This window comes from Clostridium ganghwense (genome assembly GCF_026735165.1).
Taxonomy (GTDB): domain Bacteria; phylum Bacillota; class Clostridia; order Clostridiales; family Clostridiaceae; genus Clostridium_H; species Clostridium_H ganghwense.
In genome coordinates this window covers 1,192,977-1,215,631 of sequence record NZ_JAPQES010000001.1, presented here as the reverse complement: position 1 = coordinate 1,215,631, position 22,655 = coordinate 1,192,977, and the positions used below count along the sequence as shown (strand labels likewise).

The following is a 22,655-nucleotide window of genomic DNA, read 5'->3' as shown; positions in this document are numbered from 1 at the left end:
ATATGGCAGTTAGTTTAACAAAAGGACAAAAAGTGGATTTAACAAAGACAAATCCAGGTTTGACAAAAGCAATAGTTGGATTAGGATGGGATACAAATAAATATGATGGTGGTAATGATTTTGACTTAGATACAGCTGCTTTTTTAGTTGGTGGAGATGGAAAAGTAATATCTGATAGCGATTTCGTTTTTTATAATAATCTAAAAGATCCTTCAGGTTCAGTAACACATCTTGGAGATAATCGTACAGGAGAAGGAGAAGGGGACGATGAGCAAATAAAAATAGAACTAAATAAAGTTCCAGAGCAAATACAAAAAATTGCTTTTACAGTAACCATTCATGAAGCACAAACAAGAGGACAAAATTTTGGTCAAGTTTCAAATGCTTTTATTAGAATTTTTAATGAAGAAACTAACGAAGAATTAATAAGATATGATTTAAGTGAAGATTATAGTATAGAAACAGCAATAGTAGTTGGTGAACTATATCGTCACAATGGAGAATGGAAATTTACTGCAGTAGGAAGCGGATTCCAAGGCGGACTTGCTGCACTTTGTGGAAACTTTGGAATAAATATTGGATAGATAAGAAAATTAGGGGGGAGTTAACGTGGCTATTAATTTATCAAAAGGACAAAAAATCAATTTAACAAAAGAAGTTCCAGGATTAAAGGAAGCAATTATTGGATTAGGATGGGATACCAATAAGTATTCAGGCGGATATGATTTTGACTTAGATGCTTCTGCTTTTCTAGTTGGAGAAAATGGAAGAGTAAATGATGATTTGGATTTTGTATTTTATAATAATTTAAATCATCCTAGTGGATCAGTAACACATACTGGAGATAATAGAACAGGAGATGGGGATGGAGATGATGAGGAAATTATCATTGACTTTTCTAAAATTCCTGATAATATTGGAAAAATAGCAATAACAGTAACTATTCACGAAGCAGTACAAAGAAGCCAAAATTTTGGACAAGTTTCTAATGCTTTTGTAAGATTAGTTGATAAAGAAACAGGTGCAGAAGTTTTAAGATATGACTTATCAGAAGATTTTTCTATTGAAACAGCATTAGTATTCTGTGAAATATATCGTCATAATGGAGAATGGAAATTTAGTGCAGTAGGAAGTGGATTCCAAGGTGGACTTGCTGCCCTTTGTCAAAACTACGGATTAGAAGTTTAAGAATAAGGCGCAAGATACAAGGTACTAGGCGACCAGTTAATAAGTATCATGTGCTAGGGATTTAATCTAGAACCTAGTACTTAGTACCTACGACCTAGTACCTGAAAGCGATGGGAGGAAAAATAATGGCTATTAATTTACAAAAAGGTCAAAGAATAAGCTTAACAAAGGATAATAATGGGTTATCTAAAATAATGGTTGGTCTTGGATGGGATCCAGCAGAACATAAAGGTAAGGGGTTACTTGGAAGTTTATTTGGTGGAAGTTCTCCAGAAATAGATTGTGATGCTTCAGTATTTATGCTAGATGCAAATGATAAAATAAGATCTAAAGATGAGATAGTTTATTTCGGAAACTTAACTCATAAGAGTCAAAGTGTTTGTCATATGGGAGACAACCTTACTGGTGATGGTGACGGAGATGATGAACAAATTAGAGTTGAACTTGCAAAAGTTCCACAAGATATAGCTAAATTAGTGTTTGTTGTAAATATATATGACTGTATAAAACGTAATCAGCATTTTGGAATGATAAAGAATGCTTTTATAAGAATTGTAAATCTTTCTAATAATCAAGAAATGCTTAGATATAATCTAACTGATGATTATGCAAATAAAACAGCTCTTTTGGTGGGTGAAATATATAGACATGGTAGCGAATGGAAGTTTGCAGCAGTAGGACAAGGCGATAGTTCTAAAAATATCGCAGAAATGGTGAATAGATACAAATAATGAGGAAAGTGCTTTGCACTTTCCTCAAAGATTTTGCATAAATTCTTTAAATGTTAAACCAGTTTTATTTTTAACTTCTTTATCAACGTCCTTGTTTATTTCTTCGACTATTTCTCTATATTTTTTGTAGTCTTCATTTAATATAGATAAATAGTTATCAAAAGAACCATTGTTAATTCCAATAGTATTACACATGTCTTGGCTTTTATCCATATTTTCTTTGAAGGTTTTTCGCAGTAATTCATTTTCTTGGAGGTTACTTATAAATGAAAGAATTTGTTTTTTGAATTCTTCTTTGGTATCAATATTACCACTTAATAAAATCTTTGTTTTATCTAATTGTCTTTTTCTATAGCTATCCATATTATTATTATTATTATTATTCAATTGTTTAATAAAAGGATGATTTTCATCTAGTTCACTTAAATCATCTAAAAATTCCACAAGCTTTAACCAGGCTTCTTTTTTTTCATCACTATCTACTGTAACCTTTAAGAACGGCTCATAATTTGTAACAAATAGTTTTCCAAAATCACCTGGAAATATTCTAAGTAAAGTATTTGATATATACTCCTTTTTTTCATCTATTGAAAGTTCTAAAGTTTCTTTTAATCTTTTTACCTGTTTACCTACAGATTTATAGTCCTTTGAATCTTTTTCCATAAGGGTGTTAATAATAAGTTTACTTTTTTCTAAATTGTCTATATTTTTATTTATTCTATCTAAAGCTTCTTTCATAACCTCTGAAATATTCTTTTTTCCTTCAACAACATTTTTTATATCACTAACAGGAATGTCTATAGCTCTTAAAGCCCCAATTAAATTAAGCTTTACAATATCATCCTCAGTGTATTTTCTGTAGTTGTTTTCAAGGTTTTTTGAAGGGTAAATCAATCCTTCATTTTCATAATACTTAATTGCCTTTTTGGTTAAACCTGTTTTTTCTGATGCAATCTTAATATTCATAGTAACACCTCCGTTATTAAGTAAAAGCTTTCATTTGCCTTTAACTTAACTATAATGGTGCCTGTAAGGTATAAGTCAATAACTTTTTCAAAAATATTAGAAACGAAAACCTTTTTTAATAGCTTTAGTAGGGCAAGCTTTTACGCAGTCTCCACATCTTATACACTCTGCACTATTAGGCTTTTTATAAACTTCTATATCTAACTTGCATTTTTTCACACAAGCTTTACAGTTTGTACACTTATCTTTATCTACTTCAAACTTATAAAAACTTATACCATTGAATAAAGAGTAAAAAGCGCCTAAAGGACATATATATCTGCAAAATGGTCTATATATAAATATAGAGCTTAGAATCATAATAAACAGAAGGAACATTTTCCATCCAAATAAAAATCCAATAGTATTTCTTAAAGGTTCATTTAATAATACTAAAGGTATTCCACCTTCTAAAGTACCAGCCGGGCATATATATTCACAAAAATAAGGTGGACTTATTCCAAATTCATTTACTAAGAACATAGGTAAAAGTATTACAAATACAATTAAAATAACATATTTTAAGTATTTTAATATATTGTTTGTTTTTTTATTAACTTTAATCTTACGAGATGGTATTTTATAAAGTAAGTCCTGAATTAGTCCAAATGGACACAACCATCCGCAAATAAATCTACCAAATAGTATTCCCATTAAAGATATAAAACCTGCTATATACAATGAAAAATCATATTTTATAGTTCCTATAACTGCCTGCATAGAACCTATTGGACAGGAACCCATAGCTCCTGGACAGGAATAACAATTTAGCCCTGGAACACAAACCTTTTTTATATTTCCCTTAAATATATTACCTTCAAAAAACCCCTTAATATTGGCATTTGTAATTATAGCAGTAATTATTTGCGTTATTCTTCTTTTATCCAATGCCTATACACTCCAAACATATATTTATTGCTTTCTTTAATACTACCCGAACTTCATTTCTATAGACTCCTGCTGCTATAAAACTCATACTCATTAATAAAATTCCGTACTTCAATAATCTTTCTTGTAATTTTATTTTTCCATCAGCCATAAGATACCCTCCCTTTTATCTTAAGCTTGTTTTGCTATATCTACTCCTAATAAGTAAATTTACAGGTAATAACGATTCCGAATAGTATTACCTGTAAACTATTTAATTATTTTAAAGTGTTTAATCTTTCTTGTATTTCCTTCTTATATGTTTCCTTACTATTTCCACCTACTATAGGTTTACCAATAATATTTCCTTTACTGTCAACAAACACAGTAGTTGGAACGCCTGGTATGTCTTTTAAGAATCCATTTAGTAATTTTTCATCAGGAACTATATTAGTAAACTTGGCTCCTTTTTTATCTAATATTTTTTTTGCTAATGCTTGGTTTTCATCATCATCATATGTATCTGATACAATACCTACTAGATTTATATTTTCATTTTTTACTTCTTCATAAAGCTTTTGAAGATCTTGCATTTCTGCAATACAAGGTCCACAGTAAGTAGCCCATATATTTACCATTGTAAGCTTATTATCTTTGAAGATATTGCTGTCTATTTCTTTTCCATCTAAAGTTTTTGTTTTAAACTCTATATTTTTGTGTTTCATCATTTTTGCCTCTTTATCTATTGGATTAAATAACTTTATACTTTTCTTTACCTCATCAATTCCTTTAATTGCTTCTTTAAATTCTTTCTTTTCTTCCTCTGATAATCCATCTTCGTTATATTTATCATTATATAATATATAACATTCCAAACTATCTTTTTCAGCTACTTTATCCCTATGCTGATACTGTGAGAAAACTTTTTCTTTTCGTTCTTTATCTTCTTTTGGACCATCCTTTTCCTTACTTTTGTCTAATACTATGATAGTAAAAAATTCTTTTGCTTTCTTTTTATATTCTTCATATAATTTTTTTTGTTCTTCTTCAGTTTTTGCACTTTTTGACAGTTCTTTTAACTTCTTTAAATGATCAGCTGGTACAAATTCATATGGAATCTGACCTACTATATAAGCTACTCCAAATTTTCCAGGTATTACACAAGCTGGACCTATTTCCTCTTTTCCAACCCATGCTTCTGGTATATCATATTCAAAGCCCATTTCACTATATTTATAATGACTATTTTTTGAAGCTTTCTTTTGGTTTTCTGTTTGCTGTGTTTTGTTTTCAGTTTGTGTAGATTTATCAGTTGATTTACCACATCCTACTATAGAAATACAAACTAATGCTGTTATAAGTATTGATAAAAATTTCTTTTTCATATTAAATCCCCCTAAGCAATTAATTATTTACAACTGTAATTATATAGACTTAAAGTTGCTGATTCCATTTATCTAACTTACAAAATAGCATCCTAAACTTACAATGTTGTAAGTTTAGGATTTTTTCTTTCTTTTCTTACAAAAGTGTAAGGTAAAACGTTGTTTTGTAAGGTAAATCGAAGGATTTTAACTACATAACATTATAAAATAGGAACAGACGCAGCAGATTAAATCTAAAATTTGATTCAAATATTATAGGAGGAATTTATATGAGGGAACAGCTTGAAATTTTAAAAGCTGAGTTTTTAAAAAAGTTTAAAACAAAGCTTGGAATAAGTATGATTTTGATATTTATATTGGTTTCTATAGGATCTGCCTTTTTAAAATCTGAATTAGAAACTGAAAGTATTCGTTTTGAAAAAGGAAAAGAAATTGTAGATACTAGAGAACCAAATGTAATAGCAAATGAGAAGTTCAGTAAAAAACTTAAGATGCTAGAAGGCATGAGTACCAGTGAAGAAATCAACTATATTAGTTCTTTACACAAAAAATATAAGGATTATAACAAAGTTTTTGAAGATCCATTAGCTGTAGGGTATTATGTAAATCTTGTTTATGGTGGTGAAATAGCAGAAATCAAACAAGAATTTGGTTATAAATCTGCTAGTAATTTTAGAAAAGAAAAAAAGAAAGCTATTAGAGAAGGAAGATTCAATATAGGTGAGTATAATTTTTTAGTTGATACAGGAACTATGATTAAGGACAAAGTAGATAAAGTTACATTTAAAGAGTATAAAGATGTGACGTTTTGGAAGGTGTTTAATCATAGAATATTTCATCCACTTATAGCGTTATTTATGCTTGCTTTTGCCGCAGTAATTTTCTCTAATATTTATACTGATGAAATAGTAAGTGGTGTAGATAACTTAATACTTACCAGTAAAAATAAATATAAAGTTTTAAATTCAAAGATTATTTTAACTGTATTAACTACAGTAGGTATGTATTTGCTATATCTGTTAATTCAATTTATAGCAGTATGGATAGTGTATGGTACATCTCAAAATGGTAATTTACAAGCTTTTAGAATATTAGATGCTGGAATATTTCTAAAGAGTGCAATGACAATACAAGGTTATGCTGTACTAAAAATAGGAGTTTGTATATTGATTTTAATTACTATATCCATGCTTGCTGCAATGAGTTCATTTTTAACAACTAATTCACTTGCTTCTATAGGAGTATTTGGAACTATGATTCTTATACCTAAAGTGGCAGGTTATATTAAAGGTGTACCATCAACAGTTAAAGCTATATTAGATAATTTAGTAATTGATAAATTATTATTTAAAATTGAAGCTTTTGTGGGTATGTATTTAGGAAGAGTAAATCTAGGAAATTCTTATTTAGATATTAATAATGCTGTATTATTTGTGATTTTTACTGTATTTGTACTAAGTATAGCTATTATAAAGATTAAATCAAGAAAATTAACGGTTAATAAATAGGAGGATATAATTATGAAATTAGAATTAAAAAATCTTAATAAAAAATTTGGAAGAAAGAAGGCTACAAATGATTTTTCAGTTACTCTTCAAAATGGTGTTTATGGATTATTAGGACCTAATGGTGCGGGTAAAACAACTTTAATGAGACAGATTACTACTCTTTTAAAACCAGATAGTGGTGAAATAATTTATAATGGAAAAAATATATGGAAAAATGAAGATGAATATAGAGGGGTTTTAGGTTATCTTCCACAGGATTTTGGTGCGTATAAGAATTTTACTGCAAAACAGTTTTTAAAATATATAGCTGTATTAAAAGGCATGGATAAAAGAAAGGCAGATAAAAAAGTAGAATCTTTATTAGAATTAGTAGGATTACATGATGTTAGGAATAAAGCTTTAGGTAAATTTTCAGGAGGAATGAAACGTAGAGTTGGAATTGCACAGGCACTTTTAAATGATCCTGAAATTTTAATTCTTGATGAACCAACAGCAGGGCTTGATCCACAAGAAAGAACAAGATTTAGAAATCTTATTTCCCAAATATCAAGAGATAAAATAGTAATTTTATCTACTCATATCATATCAGATATTGAATCCATAGCAAAAGAAACCATAATAATGAAAGATGGAACTCTATTGATGAAGGGAAATCATAAAGAGATATTAAGTCAGATGCATGGAAAGGTTTATATAATAAGAACTAAGGATGAAAATGAAGTATATGATATTCAATCAAAATATAAGGTAGTAAATTTACAGCGTGGTATGGATTATACAGAAATAAGAGTAATTTCAGATACTGTACCACAAGCTTCAAATGTAGAAACTATCGAGCCTAAGTTTGAAGATGTATATATGTTTTATTTTGATTTACAGGACTGCAAGGAGGTATAAGAGATGATAAATTTAATTAAAGCAGAAATAAAAAAGAGTGGTCTTAAAATTCCAGTGATTGGATTATGGTTATTTATATTGTATTTTTCAACTATTTTAATACGTAAATTTGAGATGACTGAAACTTATGCAGATTTATTTTCTAAATTTTATGGCATAGCACCTCTTTGTGGTTTATTAATGTTTATAATATATTCAGGTGCTTATACCAAAGAATACGATTCTGGAATGGTATCCTTAATAAATACTACAAAACAAGGTAAGAAACAGATAGTAAAAGCAAAATGGATAGCACATGGCATAATGACTTCAATAACTAACTTATCAATATTTGGAGCAATATTTATTTCAGCAGCTTCAAAATTTCATTTTAAAGGATTGGATTTACCACTAAAACAATTATGGTATTTTGGAAAAAGCAGTTCAAATATGACTATACTTCAGCTTGCTATAATAACTTCCATAACTATAATTTTAGGTTCTTTCTTATTTGCACAAATAGGACTTGCTCTTTCAGCTAATAGCAAATCAGCAGCAGTACCATTTATAGTAGGTGCAGTAATAATGGGTATTCCATATATTATACAAGGATTTATACCTAGAGGTATTACAAAATTTTTAGGATTTACTCCTCTTTGGGGAATGTTTTATGGTCAAATAATAAGATATAAAACACCTTTCACTGCTAATATATTTTTAATAGTGATGTTTATAGCTGTAATGATAATACTACCTAAAATCACTTATAAGGCATTTACTAATGAAAATAGAAAATAAAAAATAATAGATTATGGTGCAAAAACAATATAAATTTTGGCACCATAATCTATTATTTTATTTGTTTAATTTTTTTATATATTTTTATAATACCTTGTCCATAGTTATTACCAGGAACTGCCCATGTTCCATTTAAATCTTCCCAATTAGGTGCTGCACCTAATAATTCTGCACTTTTTAATATAGGATATCTAGGATCTATACATGGATTTTTTAATGCTTCTTTAGTTGCATATCCTTTTAAATGTTGTATCTGAGCTCTAACTCCTTCTCTTGCATTTTTAAACCAAGCACCCTTTCCCTTACGGCTATTATTAGTAGAGCCTATTCCAGCAAAATTATTTTGTTCAGGAAGTACTAGACCTCCATATTTAAAGTATCCAGTTTCTTTAATACTTTGACAGAAAGCTATATCTCCTCTCACTCCTTCAACAGAACCTTCTTCTAAAAATATTTTAGCTAAATCTTGTATAGTTACAGATAATTTTGGATTTGCATTATTAGTTAGTACATATTTAGCCATTTGTTCTACTGATAAATCAGATTTACCCATAATAGGAGTTTTAACTTGATTTTTTTCTTTGACTATAAATTTCTTTGTTTTTAAATCTTTTACTTTTTGACCTTTTGATGAACATATATTATTCGTTATTATTAGAGTATAAATTTCATTAGGTTTATAACCACTAGGAGGAGCTATAACTTTGATAGCTTGTCCTAAATTTGATAAAGTAACATTTACGTCATTTACTATATTATCATTTGAATCTATAACGAATATATTTTTATTATTTATATTAATTGGATCAATTGATTGATTAAATTTTATAATCCATTCTTTTTGAGAATCTACTTCTTGAAGAGTTTCATTTGCATAACAATAAGAATTTTGAAAAAGAGATATTAATATAAACAACACCATATACATTATAATTTTTGTGAATTTAAAATACTTCTTAATTTTTTACACCTCCAATATTATTGGGACTCTATTATTTTATTAATTAGGGCTATTTGACTTAATGTATAAATTTAACATGTAAGTTATTGCAAGTGTTAATTTTACCATAAAGTATATTAAAAATGAATATATTATGTTAAAAAATACTGTCAAAGTAGTTATATTGCTATTGATTTTAATGTATCGATACAATTGACCTAATGGATTTCATGTGAAATAATACATATATACCCAGGGGATATTTATAATTGCACGTGCAAGATAATAACAAAAATTACAATTTGGGGGAATTAGAATGAATAATAGATATGAATTAAATAAGAATTTAGCACAAATGCTTAAGGGTGGAGTGATTATGGATGTAACAACTCCTGAAGAAGCAAAAATCGCTGAAGAAGCTGGTGCTTGTGCTGTTATGGCTCTTGAAAGAGTTCCTGCTGATATTAGAAAAGATGGTGGAGTTGCACGTGCTTCAGATCCAGAAATGATTAAAGGTATTCAAAAAGCTGTTTCTATTCCAGTTATGGCGAAAGTAAGGATTGGACATTTCGTTGAAGCACAAATTTTAGAAGCTCTTAAGGTTGATTATATTGATGAAAGTGAAGTTTTAACACCTGCTGATCCGACTCTACATATTGACAAAAAAACTTTCAAAATTCCTTTTGTTTGTGGAGCTAAAAATCTAGGTGAAGCTTTAAGAAGAATTGGTGAAGGTGCTTCAATGATTAGAACTAAAGGTGAGCCTGGAACAGGTGATGTTATTGAAGCAGTTAAACACATGAGAATGATGAACTCTGAAATCAGAAGAATCCAAGGTTTATTGAAAGATGAATTAATGAACGCTGCTAAAGAACTACAAGCTCCTATTCATTTAGTTGAATATGTTCATGAATATGGAAAACTTCCTGTTGTAAACTTCGCGGCTGGTGGTGTTGCTACTCCTGCTGATGCTGCAATGATGATGCAACTTGGTTGTGATGGTGTATTCGTTGGTTCTGGAATTTTCAAATCTGGAGATCCGAAAAAAAGAGCGAGTGCTATTGTAAAAGCTGTTACACACTTTAATGATGCAAAGATACTAGCTGAAGTATCAGAGAATCTTGGAGAAGCAATGGTTGGAATCAATGTTTATTCAATAGACGAAGAAGAAAGAATGGCTAATAGAGGGTACTAAAATGAAAAAGATAGGTGTTTTGGCACTTCAAGGTGCATTTAATGAGCATATAGAGATAATCAAATCACTAGGTCACGAAGGTATTGAGATAAGAAAACCCGAACAACTCAATAATCTTGATGGAATTATTTTACCTGGTGGCGAAAGTACGGCAATGGGAAAACTGCTTGATGATTTTCAAATCAAAGAAACTTTAGTAAATAAAATCAACAATGGTCTACCAGTGTGGGGAACATGTGCAGGAATGATTCTTTTAGCCAAAAATATTGGAGAGAAGGAAGAAGCACACCTTAAAGTAATGGATATAAATGTAAAAAGAAATGCTTATGGCAGTCAGTTAGATAGTTTTGTAATTGAAGAAAATGTGCCTGAAATTTCTGAAAATCCGATACCTTTAGTTTTTATTAGAGCTCCATATATAGAAAAAGTGGGAAATGGAGTAGAAATTCTAAAAGAGATTGATGGAAAAATAGTTGCTGCAAAACAAAACAACATGTTAGTAACTTCTTTCCACCCAGAGTTAACGGATGATAGTGCGGTTCATAGATATTTCGTTAATAATTTCTTTAATTAAAGTATATTGATATTAATTAATAATATGGTTCTGGTTTTCACTAAATAAGTGATTAAAATAAAACTTAGCTTATATAATAAATTACTACACTAGTAGTTTTATATATAAGCTAAGTTTTTTTATAGTCATAAAAAGTCTTATTTAATTTTCTTTTTTTACATGTTCATGATTGTGCAAGTGTTTCATGCAGTATTCATAATGTCCATTACATTTTGAACAATATCTGAATTCCATATCAGGATCGTCTTTTTCAGTTATTCCACAGACAGTACATTTGTGGAAGGTTGATTCCTTAGGTATATTTGCATTAAATTTCTTTCTATTATAGTAAGCCTGTCTGTTAGTTTTTGTACGAGTAATTATATCTTTTCCAAAGAATATAAAGTAATTAATAATAGAAATAACTGCAGCAAGCTTATTTGGCAATGGTTGAAATATTACTGTAAAACCTATAAAAATCCAGTTGAGTAAGGCTAAATATTTAACCTTTACTGGTAATATGAAAAAGAGCAATATTTCATAATCAGGATATATACGTGCAAAGGCCAAAAATAAAGATAAATTTAAATAAAAACCTGTAAGAGAAGATTCTAATGCAAAGGAAACTATAGTTGTTCCTAGCATACCCAAAAGGTAATAAAGATTAAATCGGAAGCTTCCCCACTCGTGTTCTAATCCTGTACCTATTATATAATAAAAATAAAGAGCAAAAAGAATCCAAAATGGAGAAAAAGCTGGAGGAATAAATATATAAGTAATTAATCTCCAAATTTGTCCTTCCATAACTAGGTTAGGATCTAGCATTAATTTACTTATATATGTTGGATCAATATAAGTTAAAATAAATACAAGTCCATTTAACCCTACAATGTAAGTCATAAGATTTTTTATGGCCAAATGACCATATTTTTGCTCAAGTTTATCAAACCAATGCATAGAAACACTCCTTTTGTAAAGTAAGTTTTATAAACTATAAAATAATGCTAAGTTCATAAATTTAAATAATTTCTCTTTTGAATTGCTTAAACCAGTCACCTTGGTAAGTAAGGTCACCTATATCTCCTTCTGCTAACATACCATATTCTCTACCGCTCATAATCAATTCTATTCTTTGACCAGCATCAGTTTCAAAGGTAGCATAATAATGAGTATGACTACTATGATGTATATTATCGTTAGAAGTAGAATGATGATGATGGCTTACTTTAGTACGTTTAGTAACTACTTTTGCATGTTGAGTTAATATTGGAGAAGTAGCATTTTTATGATAATTCTTAGCCGAACTTACAATTCCAAATACAATAAATCCCAATACAAATAAAAAGAAAAGCATGAAAAAAGGCGGCATTCCTCCAAAAAAACCTCCATCAAAACCTGGTCCCATCATATAATAAATCCCCCTTAAAATATTATATTTTATTGTTCTTTATCTTTAGAATAAACACATCCACAATAATCCTGTCTATATAAATTATATTCTTTACTCAATTCAATGGAACGTTTATATCCATTTTTCTTTTTAAAATCTGAATTAAGAAATTTTACATCAAATTCCTGTGTTAATTTTTCGCCTATTTCATTAAGTTTTTCTGCATTCTTATGTGGACTTATAGATAATACAGTTGTAAAGTAATCAAAATTCAATTCTTTAGCTTTTTTCGCTGCTTCTCTTAATCTTAGTTCATAACATTTAAAGCAGCGAATTCCTCCTTCTTTTTCTTCTTCTAAGCCTTTTGCTATATCAAAGAACTTTTGAGGTAAATACTTTCCTTCAATAAAATTAATATTTCTTTTAGATGGAAAGCTTTCTATGAATTCTTTTTGTTCTTCCACTCTTTTTCTGTATTCAGATTCAGGATGAATATTAGGATTATAATAAAATATCGTAATATCAAAGAATTGTGAAAGATACTCTAAAACATAACTACTGCATGGTGCACAACAGCTGTGTAAAAGAAGGGAAGGGGTTTCTTTTGAATTTAGTATTTCTTCTAATTTTTTATCTAATATTTTTTGATAGTTTATTTTCATTTTAATAACCTCTTTTATATATAAGTATATTTTAATCAATTATTAAGTTTTTAATTAAAGTAAGTTGCTTAATTTATAAAAAAGAGGAAGAATACAAAATTAAATGGTATTCTTCCTTTGTTTGCTTTATATTTCTTTCATTAAGGTTCTACATAAAAAATTGACGGTATTTTTCTTTCACCTGTAGATTTATAAGGATTACTGATTACTTTTTCCTTATAATACATTGTAGATGATGAACCACCATCTAAGTTTATAGCATTATATGCTCCATATTCATATAATACATCTTGTAGTTCTCTTAAAGTTACTGCAAGTCTTCCGATATATTTACCATCGATTACTAAAAAGAGAATACTTCCATCTCTTCTTTGACCTATGGCAGTTCTAGGAGCTGTTCCCCAGCCGCCATCTCCCGAGGTTATGGTTTTTTCACCATTTACTATTAGACATGGGCCAAAGGATACTGCTTCAGTAACATTAAGTTTTTTTAATTCTTCTACACTATGATTTCCAACCACTAAGGTTCCATATTTAGTAATACCAGCGATACAACTTTTTTGATCTTCTTTTAAGCTGTTGTAAACTACCTGTCCATTAGAAATTATTACCCCTGCAGGTCTACCACTAGAATCAGAGGTGTTCTCAGTATCAGAAGAATCTGCGATAAAGCCACCAGCATTTATTGCGGAAACAGCATTAAAACGTTTAGCAATTTCACTAGTAGTTTCTCCACTTTTACCTAATTTATCACTATAGCCTACCTTAACTTTTTTAGGATTTTTAATTACAATAAGGTGACCAGTGAATTTATCTCCATTAACATAGTATCTCTCAATTTCATTTGTATCTTTAAGATTATTATTTATCTCGTTACTTATTTCCTCATTTAATTTATTTATGTCCGTTTGAATTATGGTGTTAACGGTATTATTGCTTAGTATCTCATTTATATGCTCTTTTGACAAAAACATCGTAGCAATCCATTGATGGGTTGAAGTTGTCATAGCAGAGCCTACTACAGTAGCTTTTACATTTTCAAATGGACCATAATAAAGTAAAAAAGGACCAGTAACAAGTGAAAAAATTATTTCAAATATTATAAATATCTTTTTGGGAAATTTCCCATTAGAGTTTTCTTTTTTTAACATATATACCACCTTTGTATATTCTATATTAAAATAGAGATTTATACAAGTTGTTTTCTATTATTAAAAAAGCTTTTATATGCCATATAACAGGCTATAAATGTTGCTATTGCTGTAGTTGACAGGAGCATAAAAGTTACCATTATTTGATATTTTATTGCTTGCAAAGGAGAGGTTCCTGCAAGTATAAGACCCGTCATCATACCAGGAAGTGAAACTATGCCTAAAGTTTTCATGGAATCTATTGTAGGCATCATTCCAGTCTTTATACTATCTTTAATTATTTCTTTTGAAGAAGTAAGAATATCTGCACCTAGGGCAAGCTTTACTTCAACTTCGTTTCTTCGATGCTTAAAATTAGTGATAAGCTGTTTATAGCATAATCCTATTGCTTTCATAGCATTTCCTATAATCATTCCACTAACAGGAATCACCTCATAAGGTTTATATGCAATAGCTCCTGCAAAAATTAGAACAGCTAGAGTTACTATAGAACCTAAAGCTATAGAAATAAAAGAAATTATCAAGCTGTTTTTAATATTTTCACCATGTTTTTTTGCGTTTAAAGCCGCATTAAAAATCATAAATAAAACTAATATTGTAGTAAAAATAGGATTTTCCATTCCAAATATAAAATTTAATATGTAACCAACAATAACTAATTGAATTATAGCACGAATAACTCCAATAATAATTTCTTTTTCTAATTTCAACTTTTGAGAATATGAAAAACCTAGGGATATTAAAACTAGGGATGAGGCAATTATTAAAGAAGAAATATTTATTGATGCACTATTCATTTTAACACCTCCAGGGATTTAATTTTACCTTCTTCAATGGTTAAGAGTTTATTTGCAAATTTTTTGCTTTGTTCAAGATTATGTGTTATCCAAAGAACAGTAACTCCTTTTTTATTTAATTCTTTTATTATATTTTCAACAATAATAGTGTTATCTACATCAAGAGCAGAAGTAATTTCATCAAGAAGTAATATTTCAGGATTGAAGGTAAGTGTTCTAATAAGGGCTAGTCTTTGCTTTTCCCCTCCAGATAGCTTATCTACATTTTTATTAATATAGTTTTTATCCATTTTGAAAAGAGCTAGTAGTTCATAAATTTTTTCAAAATCAACTTCTTTTCCTCTTATTTCATAAGGAAAAGAAAGATTTTCTAATACAGTATTTCCAAATAGATGAGGATTTTGATAGCAGTAAGCGCAGTGCTGTCTTAACTCTGTTGGAGCATATTCCAAAATATTGTTACCTTTATAATGAATAGAACCTTCAGTTGGGCTGATAAGGTGGCTTATTAACTTTAGTAATGTACTTTTACCACCACCAGAAGGTCCTACTATTGAAATGAAATCTCTATTTTCAATTTTTAAATTTATATCTTTAAGTATGTTCTTTTTTCCATCATTAAAATAAACTTTTTCAAATTCTAAAATACACAAAACATTCACCTCCGAATAATATGCTTACCTATATATTATATTTTTAATTTAGAGAAGAATAAATATAAAATTAGGATTATAAATGTTAAATATTTAATAACAATAGTAAAAATAAAATTTTCTGGTTAGGAAATTGTAAAAATTTATTAATTAATGGATAATTTTAAGAGGAAAAAAGAAAAAAATGTCGAAATATTAATATCAAGTAACAAATGAAAAAGGGGGATGGATATGGCAGTAAAACACGAATTGCTATATAGAGGTGCAAATACAATGTTAAAGGTATGGCTTGACCATGGAGAATCCATTAAAGCAGAATCAGGAGCTATGGTTGCAATGAGTTCTACCATTGATGTAGATGGAAAACTAGAAGGTGGCTTATTTGGAGGACTTGGAAGAATGTTAGCAGGTGAAAAATTTTTCTTTCAAACTCTTAAAGCTAATAGAGGAAGTGGAGAAGTATTACTTTCACCTGCATCTATTGGAGATATAATACCTTTAGAGTTGGATGGATTCACAAATTATGTAGTACAAAAAGATGGATTCTTTGCTGGATCAGATAGTATTGAAATTTCAACAAAAATGCAAAATCTTGCAAAAGGACTTTTTTCAGGAGAAGGATTTTTTGTACTTAAAGTAGGTGGTAAAGGAACTTTATTTGTAAGTTCTTATGGATCAATTCATCCATTAGATATTGGTGCAGGACAAGAAATGGTTATAGACAATCAACACCTTGTTGCTTGGCCAGAAAATATGGAGTTTAATATAGAGAAAGCTTCAAAGGGATGGGTATCTTCTATTACTTCAGGAGAAGCTCTTGTATGTAGATTTAGAGGACCAGGTAGAGTATATATCCAAACAAGAAACCCAGAAGGGTTTGGACACTGGGTAAGACAATACATACCATCTAAATAGAATAAAAGTACATAAATATAATAAAATTACATAAATAGAATAAAAGTGAAATGCACTTTTATTCTATTTGTTTTCTTTTCTTTAAAAGCTCAATAATTAATATAGCAAAAGCTCCTCCGATAAGAGCATGATAAAATTGAGGTATCCCCATTATTATGGCTAGTTGCTTTACTAACTTTGCTGGTATTCCTAATTTAAATAAAGAGACTAATTTAGTAGCTGATACGTATAAGAACAGGTATTTAAGTAAAGAACCTATAACAAGTCCTAAATATTTACCAAACTTTTCCTTGCCCTTAAATATTCCAAAAAAGAAAACCAATATAGCATTACCAATCATTATAAAAGGTACAAAAGGGCCAAGTGCAGCATTTAGAGTACCTGTGGCAAAAGCCAAAAGAGGGGTTAAAAGTCCTACATATATTCCCCATACAGTTCCACAAATAAAGGTTGTAAGAAGTAAAACTGCATTTACTACCGGACCAACTACTACAGTATGTTTAAGAGTCATTTGAAAAATTACTGCTATGGCTAATAATAATGAACTTCTAACAAGATTTCTTATTTGACTATTCATAAAAATTCCTCCTATCTAGTAATAAGTATTAGTTTAATATAGATTATATCACTAAAAAAGATTTTAAAATAAAAAAGCCTCATATCTTGTATAAGGCTTTTAGTTACGTTGAATTTTAATGGATATAATACATTATTGTGCACTAGTGCTTAAATCAGCAAAAGCTTTTGTTAAATTACCTGTAATAGCATTTATAAGATCATCATCTCCAACTAGTAACCAAGTATTTTTATTTTTTACAAGATTAATTTCTACTTCATTTGAAATCATTTCAACTTTAGGATCATCAATATTTTTTATAAAATAATCAGTTACCATTTTATCAGTTTTTGCTTGATCTGTTTTTTCTCCATTAAGTGCTTGAGCAAATAAAGTTGGTAACAAATCAGAAACCATCTTTCCTGTTACTTTAACTAAATCAGGAGAAGTAATTTTAGTCTTGACTTTAGCAGTATCTCCATCAGTAGTTGATGAAATAATTTCATATTGTAATTTAGAAACAATTTTATTCACTATTTCTTTTTGCTGAGGATTATCAAAGTTAATTGAATTATTCGCATCTTTAACATATGTTGATGCAGTTTTAAAATCTTGCTTTTGAAGAGAACCAAAGAACGCTTTTACACTATCATCTGGTACTGCACTAGAACCACAGCTTATAAAAGACAATGATAATGTAAAAATAATTAATAAAGATAAAACATTAAAATATTTTTTAGAAATTTTCATTTCAGAACCCCCTATATCTTGTCATGCATACATATTATAGAATATAATAGATAAAATGTAAATAATTGAAAAGAAAAATAAGATAAATATGAAGTTTTATATAAAATTTAAGAGTATTTGGACATTAAAAAAGAAAAAGCCCCTAACTATTTTAGGGACCTTTTCAGGGGAAATATTTAATAAAAAGGAATTAACATAATTTTGATAAAATTTTTTCAAAAATAGATAGTGCTGAATCTATTTCTTTAAATGATACATTTAAAGGTGGTAGAAGACGAATGACATCTTCGCCAGCACTTACAAGCAGTAGACCTTCATTAAAACATTCATTAACAAATTTTTTGGTATCAGTAGAAATACTTACACCTATTAGTAGGCCCATTCCCTTTATTACATTAATTATCGAATATTTTTCTTTAAACTTGTTAAGTTTATCAAATAAATAATTACTTTTTTCATTAATAGAGGATATAATTCCACCATCTATAAGCTCTGTAAGAACAGCATATGATACTGCACATGCTAATGGATTCCCACCAAAGGTAGTACCATGATCGCCAGGTACAAATGCTGAAGAAGCTTTTGTATTTGCAAGGATAGCTCCAATAGGAAATCCACAACCTAAAGCTTTAGCCATACATACGACATCAGGTGTTACACCAAACTTTTGGTAAGCAAAAAGACTTCCGCATCTTCCAATACCGCATTGTACTTCGTCAAAAATGAGAATAGCATTAAATTGTTCACAAAGATGTTTTACTTCCTTTAAGTAGTTTATATCAGCTGATATAATGCCTCCTTCACCCTGTATAGGCTCTAAAATTACTCCACAAACAGTATCATCCATAGCTTTTTTTATAGCTTCTATATCATTAAAAGGAACACTCTCAACTCCTTCGATCAGAGGAGTAAAATTCTTTTGATACTTTTTTTGTCCTGTAACAGATAGTGCTCCCATAGTTCTACCATGAAAGGAGTTGTTCATATATATAATTTTATGTTTATTTTGTCCATTCATTTTTCCGTGTTTTCGTGCAAGCTTTAAAGCAGCCTCGATAGCCTCTGTTCCACTATTACAGAAGAATGCCTTATCATGGTCACTATTTTCACATAGTTTTTGTGCAAGTTTTATACTATTTGAATTCCAATAATAGTTTGAAATATGCATGAGCTTTGAACTTTGCTCTTTAATAGCATTAACTACAATAGGATTTGAATGACCAAGACAATTAACTGCAATTCCTGAAACAAAGTCTAAGTATTCTTTTCCGTTTTCATCATATAATTTTGTTCCTATACCTTTTTCAAAGCTAACATCGAATCTTCCGTAAGTATTCATTATATTGCTTTTTGACATTTTTTCATCACATCCTTTAAACTTATGGTAGTTCCACAATTATTAAAAGTATCATTAATAAGACAGTGCTCATTTCTGCCATCTATTAAATGAATATTTTTAGTGCCTTTTTCTAAAGCCGCAATACAACATTCCATTTTAGGAATCATACCGCCATTTATAATACCTGAACTAATATAAGTTTTAATTTCATTAACTGTAATTGAATTTATTAAAGAGTCTTTATTGTGTATATCTTTATATACACCTTCAACGTCCGTAAGTATAATAAGTTTTTCAGCCTCTAAAGCAGAACTAATAAATGAAGCTGCATAGTCAGCATTAATATTATATTTATTGCCCTCAGTATCACATCCAATAGGAGCGATAACTGGAATATATCCTTTATTCATAAGATTTATAAGTAAATCTTTATTAATATTTTCAACATCGCCAACAAATCCTAAATCTATTTTTTTATCATTATCATGTAAGTATTTTTTCTTAGCATGTAAAAGGTTGCTGTCACTTCCGCTGATTCCTATAGCATTTAAACCTTGAGTGCTAAGATTAGCAGTGATATTTTTATTTATCTTACCAGACAAAACCATCTCAACAATTTCAATAGTATTTTTATCAGTAACACGAAGACCATTTACAAATTTACTTTCTATGCCGATTTTATTTAACCATTTAGATATTTCTGGTCCACCACCATGAACTATTACAATATTTATTCCCGCAAGTTTCATTTCTAATATATCTTGAAAAAATGCTTTTTCAGCAGCTTTATTTTGCATTATGCTTCCACCATATTTGATTACAAAAGTTTTTTCTTTAAACAGTTTTAAATACTTTTTATTAATCATATATAACACCGACCTTTAATTATTTAGAACAACTTGTGCATAATTATACTATATATATTATAAATATGCAATGAAAACATAAAAGAAATTTGTTTACAATAGAAAATATTAGGGATAACTTGAAAAAACATAAATAAATGTTGCATAAATATTCGTATATATGTATAATTACTTTATATAATTTTAAGGGGTGATTCTATGATAAAAGGGGCTGTGATTGGAGCAACAGGTTATGCAGGTCAACAACTTGTGTGGTTTTTGCATAATCATGAATATGTAAAAATAGAATTCGTAGTTTCTCATAGTTATGCAGATGAAGCGTTCTCGAAAATATATAATAACTATACAGGATTTATACAAAATAAATGTATAAACATACAACAAGCAGAATATAAATTAGAAGAAATAGATGTATTATTTATAGCTCTGCCCCATGGTAAGTCTTTTGATATAGTGAAGAAAGCCTTAGCTAAAGGAGTTAAGGTTATCGATTTAGGAGCTGATTTTAGATTAAATGAAGCTGCGTGTTATGAAAAATGGTATGGGGTAGAGCATAAGTTCCCTGAATTATTAAATGATGCTGTATATGGGCTTGTAGAAATTTATAGAGATGAGATTAAAAAGACTAGGCTCATTGCAAATCCCGGCTGCTATACCACTGCAAGTATATTAGCATTATATCCATTATTAAATAAAGGATTAATAGAAATGGATTCTATAATAATTGATGCAAAATCTGGGGTATCAGGAGCAGGGAGAGGTTTAAAGGTTACATCTCTATACGGAGAATGTAATGAATCAATAAAAGCTTATGGAATTGCTGGACATAGACATACTCCTGAAATAGAACAGGAACTATCAAAAGCAGCTGGAGAGAAGATTTTATTAAATTTCACACCGCATTTAGTGCCTATGAATAGAGGAATTTTAGCTACATGTTATGGGAAACTAAAAAATAATATATCACAAGAGGAAATATATAAAATCTATAAAGAGTTTTATAAGGAAGATTATTTTATAAGAATTGTAGAGACACTGCCGGAAACTAGAAATGTTAGAGGAAGTAATTTATGTGATATAGGTATAAGAGTTGATGAAAGAACAAAAAGGGTTATTGTAATATCGGCTATAGATAACCTAATAAAAGGAGCGGCTGGGCAGGCAGTTCAAAATATGAATTTGATGTTTGGGTTAGAAGAAAGTGAAGGAATAAATGTTCTTTCAATGGCAATTTAATAAGAAAGGAGAATAAATATGGAGATATTAAAAGATAAATGTATATCTGATGTACAAGGATTTAAAGCGATTGGAATTGCAGCAGGATTTAAAAAGAGTGGTAAGAAAGACTTAGCACTTATATACAGTGAAAAGAAAGCTGTATCAGCTGGAACTTTCACTACAAACAAGGTTAAAGCAGCACCAGTACTTTTAAATATGGAATATATAAAAAATGAGAATACTCAAGCCATTATTGTTAACAGCGGTCAGGCTAATGCTTGTACAGGAAAAAAAGGCTTAAAGGATGCTAAAGCTATAGCAGAAATAACTGCGGATGAATTGAGTATTAATGCAAAGGAAGTTCTGCAGGCATCAACGGGAGTAATTGGAGTACCTATACCTATGGAGGTTATGAAGCAAGGGATTAAAAAGGTTTGTGCTTTAAAATCTGATGAAGGGGGAAGTGATGCTGCAGAAGCTATAATGACAACAGATACAAAGACTAAAGAGATAACAGTAGAGATTATCCTAGGTGGTAAAAAAGTATTGATAAGTGGAATGGCAAAAGGTTCTGGAATGATAAAGCCTAATATGGCAACTATGCTTAGTTTTGTAGTAACAGATGCGAATATAAGTAAAGCTATGCTTAATAAGGTTATAAAGGATAGTGTTAAAGATTCTTACAATATGATTTCAGTAGATGGAGATACAAGCACAAATGATATGATGATTTGTCTTGCTAATGGAGCAGCACAAAATGAGCTTATTGATAGTGAAAATGAAGATTTTATAATTTTTAAAGAGACATTAGATTTTGTAAACAAGGAACTTGCAAAGAAGATGGCTAGAGATGGTGAAGGAGCTACAAAGCTTATAGAGGTAGAGGTTGTAAATGCAAGAGATGTGCAAAGTGCAAAGATGGGTGCTATGTCTGTTGTTTCTTCTAATCTTGTTAAAGCAGCTTTATTTGGAAGTGATCCAAATTGGGGAAGAATTGTGTGTTCTATTGGATATTCAGGAGCAGATTTTGATCCTGATAAAGTAGATGTGTACTTTAAAAGCTCTATAGGAGAGATAAAAGTTTTTGAAAAAGGAATGAATGTATATTTTAATGAAGATACAGCATCAAAGATTTTACAAGAGGAGCAATTAGTAATCTACATTAACTTAAATGAAGGGGAATATGCTGCAAAAGCTTGGGGCTGTGATCTTACTTACAAGTATGTAAAAATTAATGGAGAATATAGAACTTAATTTTGGAATAAGTCATTCAATAGAGTGACTTATTTTTTTAATGCAAAATATGTCTTTG

At 29.4% G+C, this 22,655-nt stretch carries 26 protein-coding genes; 11 read left to right on the top strand and 15 right to left on the bottom strand.

Annotated elements, in window-relative coordinates; all coding sequences use genetic code 11:
* Positions 1 to 2: 2 nt before the first annotated feature.
* The 3 genes from OXH55_RS05505 (at position 3) to OXH55_RS05495 (ending at position 1,919) form a co-directional block, all read left to right on the top strand.
* Complete coding sequence (locus tag OXH55_RS05505; RefSeq protein ID WP_268048632.1) at positions 3 to 584, top strand: TerD family protein; 582 nt, start codon at positions 3 to 5, stop codon at positions 582 to 584.
* A gap of 25 nt (positions 585 to 609) precedes the next feature.
* Positions 610 to 1,188 (top strand): TerD family protein, encoded by a 579-nt coding sequence (locus tag OXH55_RS05500; RefSeq protein WP_268048631.1) that lies wholly within the window; start codon positions 610 to 612, stop codon positions 1,186 to 1,188.
* Positions 1,189 to 1,313: 125 nt separating this feature from the next.
* Positions 1,314 to 1,919: a TerD family protein gene (locus OXH55_RS05495; RefSeq protein ID WP_268048629.1), complete on the top strand. Its 606-nt coding sequence runs from the start codon at positions 1,314 to 1,316 to the stop codon at positions 1,917 to 1,919.
* Positions 1,920 to 1,943: 24 nt separating this feature from the next.
* On the opposite strand, the gene OXH55_RS05490 is transcribed toward OXH55_RS05495, so the two are convergent.
* The 4 genes from OXH55_RS05490 to OXH55_RS05475 all read right to left on the bottom strand — a co-directional run bounded on the left by OXH55_RS05490 (position 1,944) and on the right by OXH55_RS05475 (position 5,176).
* On the bottom strand, positions 1,944 to 2,885 hold the full coding sequence (locus tag OXH55_RS05490; protein ID WP_268048627.1) for a MerR family transcriptional regulator: 942 nt from the start codon (positions 2,883 to 2,885) through the stop codon (positions 1,944 to 1,946).
* 96 nt (positions 2,886 to 2,981) lie between these two features.
* Positions 2,982 to 3,812, bottom strand: coding sequence for a 4Fe-4S binding protein (locus OXH55_RS05485; protein WP_268048625.1), 831 nt, complete (start codon positions 3,810 to 3,812; stop codon positions 2,982 to 2,984).
* Positions 3,805 to 3,963 (bottom strand): CD1871A family CXXC motif-containing protein, encoded by a 159-nt coding sequence (locus tag OXH55_RS05480; protein ID WP_268048623.1) that lies wholly within the window; start codon positions 3,961 to 3,963, stop codon positions 3,805 to 3,807. Before OXH55_RS05480 ends, OXH55_RS05485 begins: the two co-directional genes overlap by 8 nt.
* A 106-nt stretch (positions 3,964 to 4,069) precedes the next feature.
* The gene (locus OXH55_RS05475; protein WP_268048621.1) at positions 4,070 to 5,176 is read right to left on the bottom strand and encodes a TlpA family protein disulfide reductase; all 1,107 of its coding nucleotides are present in this window, start codon (positions 5,174 to 5,176) and stop codon (positions 4,070 to 4,072) included.
* A 269-nt stretch (positions 5,177 to 5,445) separates the two neighbouring features.
* Here OXH55_RS05475 and OXH55_RS05470 point away from each other — a divergent pair, with 269 nt between their 5' ends.
* The 3 genes from OXH55_RS05470 to OXH55_RS05460 are packed head-to-tail and all read left to right on the top strand — an operon-like array spanning position 5,446 to position 8,358.
* On the top strand, positions 5,446 to 6,684 hold the full coding sequence (locus tag OXH55_RS05470) for a hypothetical protein (protein ID WP_268048619.1): 1,239 nt from the start codon (positions 5,446 to 5,448) through the stop codon (positions 6,682 to 6,684).
* A 9-nt stretch (positions 6,685 to 6,693) separates the two neighbouring features.
* A complete protein-coding gene (locus OXH55_RS05465) occupies positions 6,694 to 7,581 on the top strand; it encodes an ABC transporter ATP-binding protein (protein WP_268049027.1) in 888 nt (295 codons plus the stop codon).
* Positions 7,582 to 7,584: 3 nt separating this feature from the next.
* Positions 7,585 to 8,358, top strand: a complete 774-nt coding sequence (locus OXH55_RS05460) for a hypothetical protein (RefSeq protein WP_268048617.1) — start codon at positions 7,585 to 7,587, stop codon at positions 8,356 to 8,358.
* Between the two features lie 52 nt (positions 8,359 to 8,410).
* Here the strand turns inward: OXH55_RS05460 and OXH55_RS05455 are convergent, their stop codons facing one another.
* Positions 8,411 to 9,280, bottom strand: coding sequence for a glucosaminidase domain-containing protein (locus OXH55_RS05455; RefSeq protein ID WP_268048615.1), 870 nt, complete (start codon positions 9,278 to 9,280; stop codon positions 8,411 to 8,413).
* A gap of 334 nt (positions 9,281 to 9,614) precedes the next feature.
* Here OXH55_RS05455 and pdxS point away from each other — a divergent pair, with 334 nt between their 5' ends.
* Both pdxS and pdxT read left to right on the top strand, forming a co-directional pair.
* Positions 9,615 to 10,493: a pyridoxal 5'-phosphate synthase lyase subunit PdxS gene (gene pdxS, locus OXH55_RS05450; RefSeq protein WP_268048613.1), complete on the top strand. Its 879-nt coding sequence runs from the start codon at positions 9,615 to 9,617 to the stop codon at positions 10,491 to 10,493.
* Between the two features lies 1 nt (position 10,494).
* Positions 10,495 to 11,067, top strand: a complete 573-nt coding sequence (gene pdxT / locus OXH55_RS05445) for a pyridoxal 5'-phosphate synthase glutaminase subunit PdxT (RefSeq protein WP_268048612.1) — start codon at positions 10,495 to 10,497, stop codon at positions 11,065 to 11,067.
* Between the two features lie 141 nt (positions 11,068 to 11,208).
* Here pdxT and OXH55_RS05440 read toward each other — a convergent pair whose 3' ends face one another.
* The 6 genes from OXH55_RS05440 to OXH55_RS05415 all read right to left on the bottom strand — a co-directional run bounded on the left by OXH55_RS05440 (position 11,209) and on the right by OXH55_RS05415 (position 15,708).
* The gene (locus OXH55_RS05440) at positions 11,209 to 12,003 is read right to left on the bottom strand and encodes a rhomboid family intramembrane serine protease (RefSeq protein ID WP_268048610.1); all 795 of its coding nucleotides are present in this window, start codon (positions 12,001 to 12,003) and stop codon (positions 11,209 to 11,211) included.
* A gap of 61 nt (positions 12,004 to 12,064) precedes the next feature.
* On the bottom strand, positions 12,065 to 12,454 hold the full coding sequence (locus OXH55_RS05435; protein ID WP_268048608.1) for a DUF2500 domain-containing protein: 390 nt from the start codon (positions 12,452 to 12,454) through the stop codon (positions 12,065 to 12,067).
* Between the two features lie 29 nt (positions 12,455 to 12,483).
* Positions 12,484 to 13,098 carry an epoxyqueuosine reductase QueH gene (locus OXH55_RS05430; protein WP_268048606.1) on the bottom strand — a complete coding sequence of 205 codons (615 nt, stop codon included), beginning with the start codon at positions 13,096 to 13,098 and terminating at the stop codon, positions 12,484 to 12,486.
* 140 nt (positions 13,099 to 13,238) lie between these two features.
* Positions 13,239 to 14,249 (bottom strand): phosphodiester glycosidase family protein, encoded by a 1,011-nt coding sequence (locus tag OXH55_RS05425; protein ID WP_268048604.1) that lies wholly within the window; start codon positions 14,247 to 14,249, stop codon positions 13,239 to 13,241.
* 38 nt (positions 14,250 to 14,287) lie between these two features.
* Positions 14,288 to 15,046 (bottom strand): ABC transporter permease, encoded by a 759-nt coding sequence (locus tag OXH55_RS05420; RefSeq protein ID WP_268048602.1) that lies wholly within the window; start codon positions 15,044 to 15,046, stop codon positions 14,288 to 14,290.
* Complete coding sequence (locus tag OXH55_RS05415; protein ID WP_336296759.1) at positions 15,043 to 15,708, bottom strand: ABC transporter ATP-binding protein; 666 nt, start codon at positions 15,706 to 15,708, stop codon at positions 15,043 to 15,045. The genes OXH55_RS05420 and OXH55_RS05415 overlap by 4 nt, the downstream gene beginning before the upstream one ends.
* Positions 15,709 to 15,930: 222 nt before the next feature.
* On the opposite strand from OXH55_RS05415, the gene OXH55_RS05410 reads away from it, so the two are divergent.
* Entirely contained in the window at positions 15,931 to 16,614 is a 684-nt protein-coding gene (locus OXH55_RS05410) for a TIGR00266 family protein (protein ID WP_268048595.1), read from the top strand.
* Between the two features lie 58 nt (positions 16,615 to 16,672).
* Here OXH55_RS05410 and OXH55_RS05405 read toward each other — a convergent pair whose 3' ends face one another.
* The 4 genes from OXH55_RS05405 to argB all read right to left on the bottom strand — a co-directional run bounded on the left by OXH55_RS05405 (position 16,673) and on the right by argB (position 20,125).
* A complete protein-coding gene (locus tag OXH55_RS05405) occupies positions 16,673 to 17,191 on the bottom strand; it encodes an ECF transporter S component (protein WP_268048593.1) in 519 nt (172 codons plus the stop codon).
* A gap of 132 nt (positions 17,192 to 17,323) precedes the next feature.
* Positions 17,324 to 17,920: a hypothetical protein gene (locus OXH55_RS05400; RefSeq protein WP_268048591.1), complete on the bottom strand. Its 597-nt coding sequence runs from the start codon at positions 17,918 to 17,920 to the stop codon at positions 17,324 to 17,326.
* Between the two features lie 190 nt (positions 17,921 to 18,110).
* A complete protein-coding gene (locus OXH55_RS05395) occupies positions 18,111 to 19,277 on the bottom strand; it encodes an aspartate aminotransferase family protein (RefSeq protein WP_268048589.1) in 1,167 nt (388 codons plus the stop codon).
* Positions 19,259 to 20,125 (bottom strand): acetylglutamate kinase, encoded by an 867-nt coding sequence (gene argB / locus OXH55_RS05390; RefSeq protein WP_268048587.1) that lies wholly within the window; start codon positions 20,123 to 20,125, stop codon positions 19,259 to 19,261. The genes OXH55_RS05395 and argB overlap by 19 nt, the downstream gene beginning before the upstream one ends.
* 198 nt (positions 20,126 to 20,323) lie before the next feature.
* Here argB and argC point away from each other — a divergent pair, with 198 nt between their 5' ends.
* Both argC and argJ read left to right on the top strand, forming a co-directional pair.
* Complete coding sequence (gene argC, locus OXH55_RS05385) at positions 20,324 to 21,361, top strand: N-acetyl-gamma-glutamyl-phosphate reductase (protein WP_268048586.1); 1,038 nt, start codon at positions 20,324 to 20,326, stop codon at positions 21,359 to 21,361.
* An 18-nt stretch (positions 21,362 to 21,379) separates the two neighbouring features.
* Entirely contained in the window at positions 21,380 to 22,597 is a 1,218-nt protein-coding gene (gene argJ / locus OXH55_RS05380; RefSeq protein WP_268048585.1) for a bifunctional glutamate N-acetyltransferase/amino-acid acetyltransferase ArgJ, read from the top strand.
* The last annotated feature ends 58 nt before the right edge of the window (positions 22,598 to 22,655 follow it).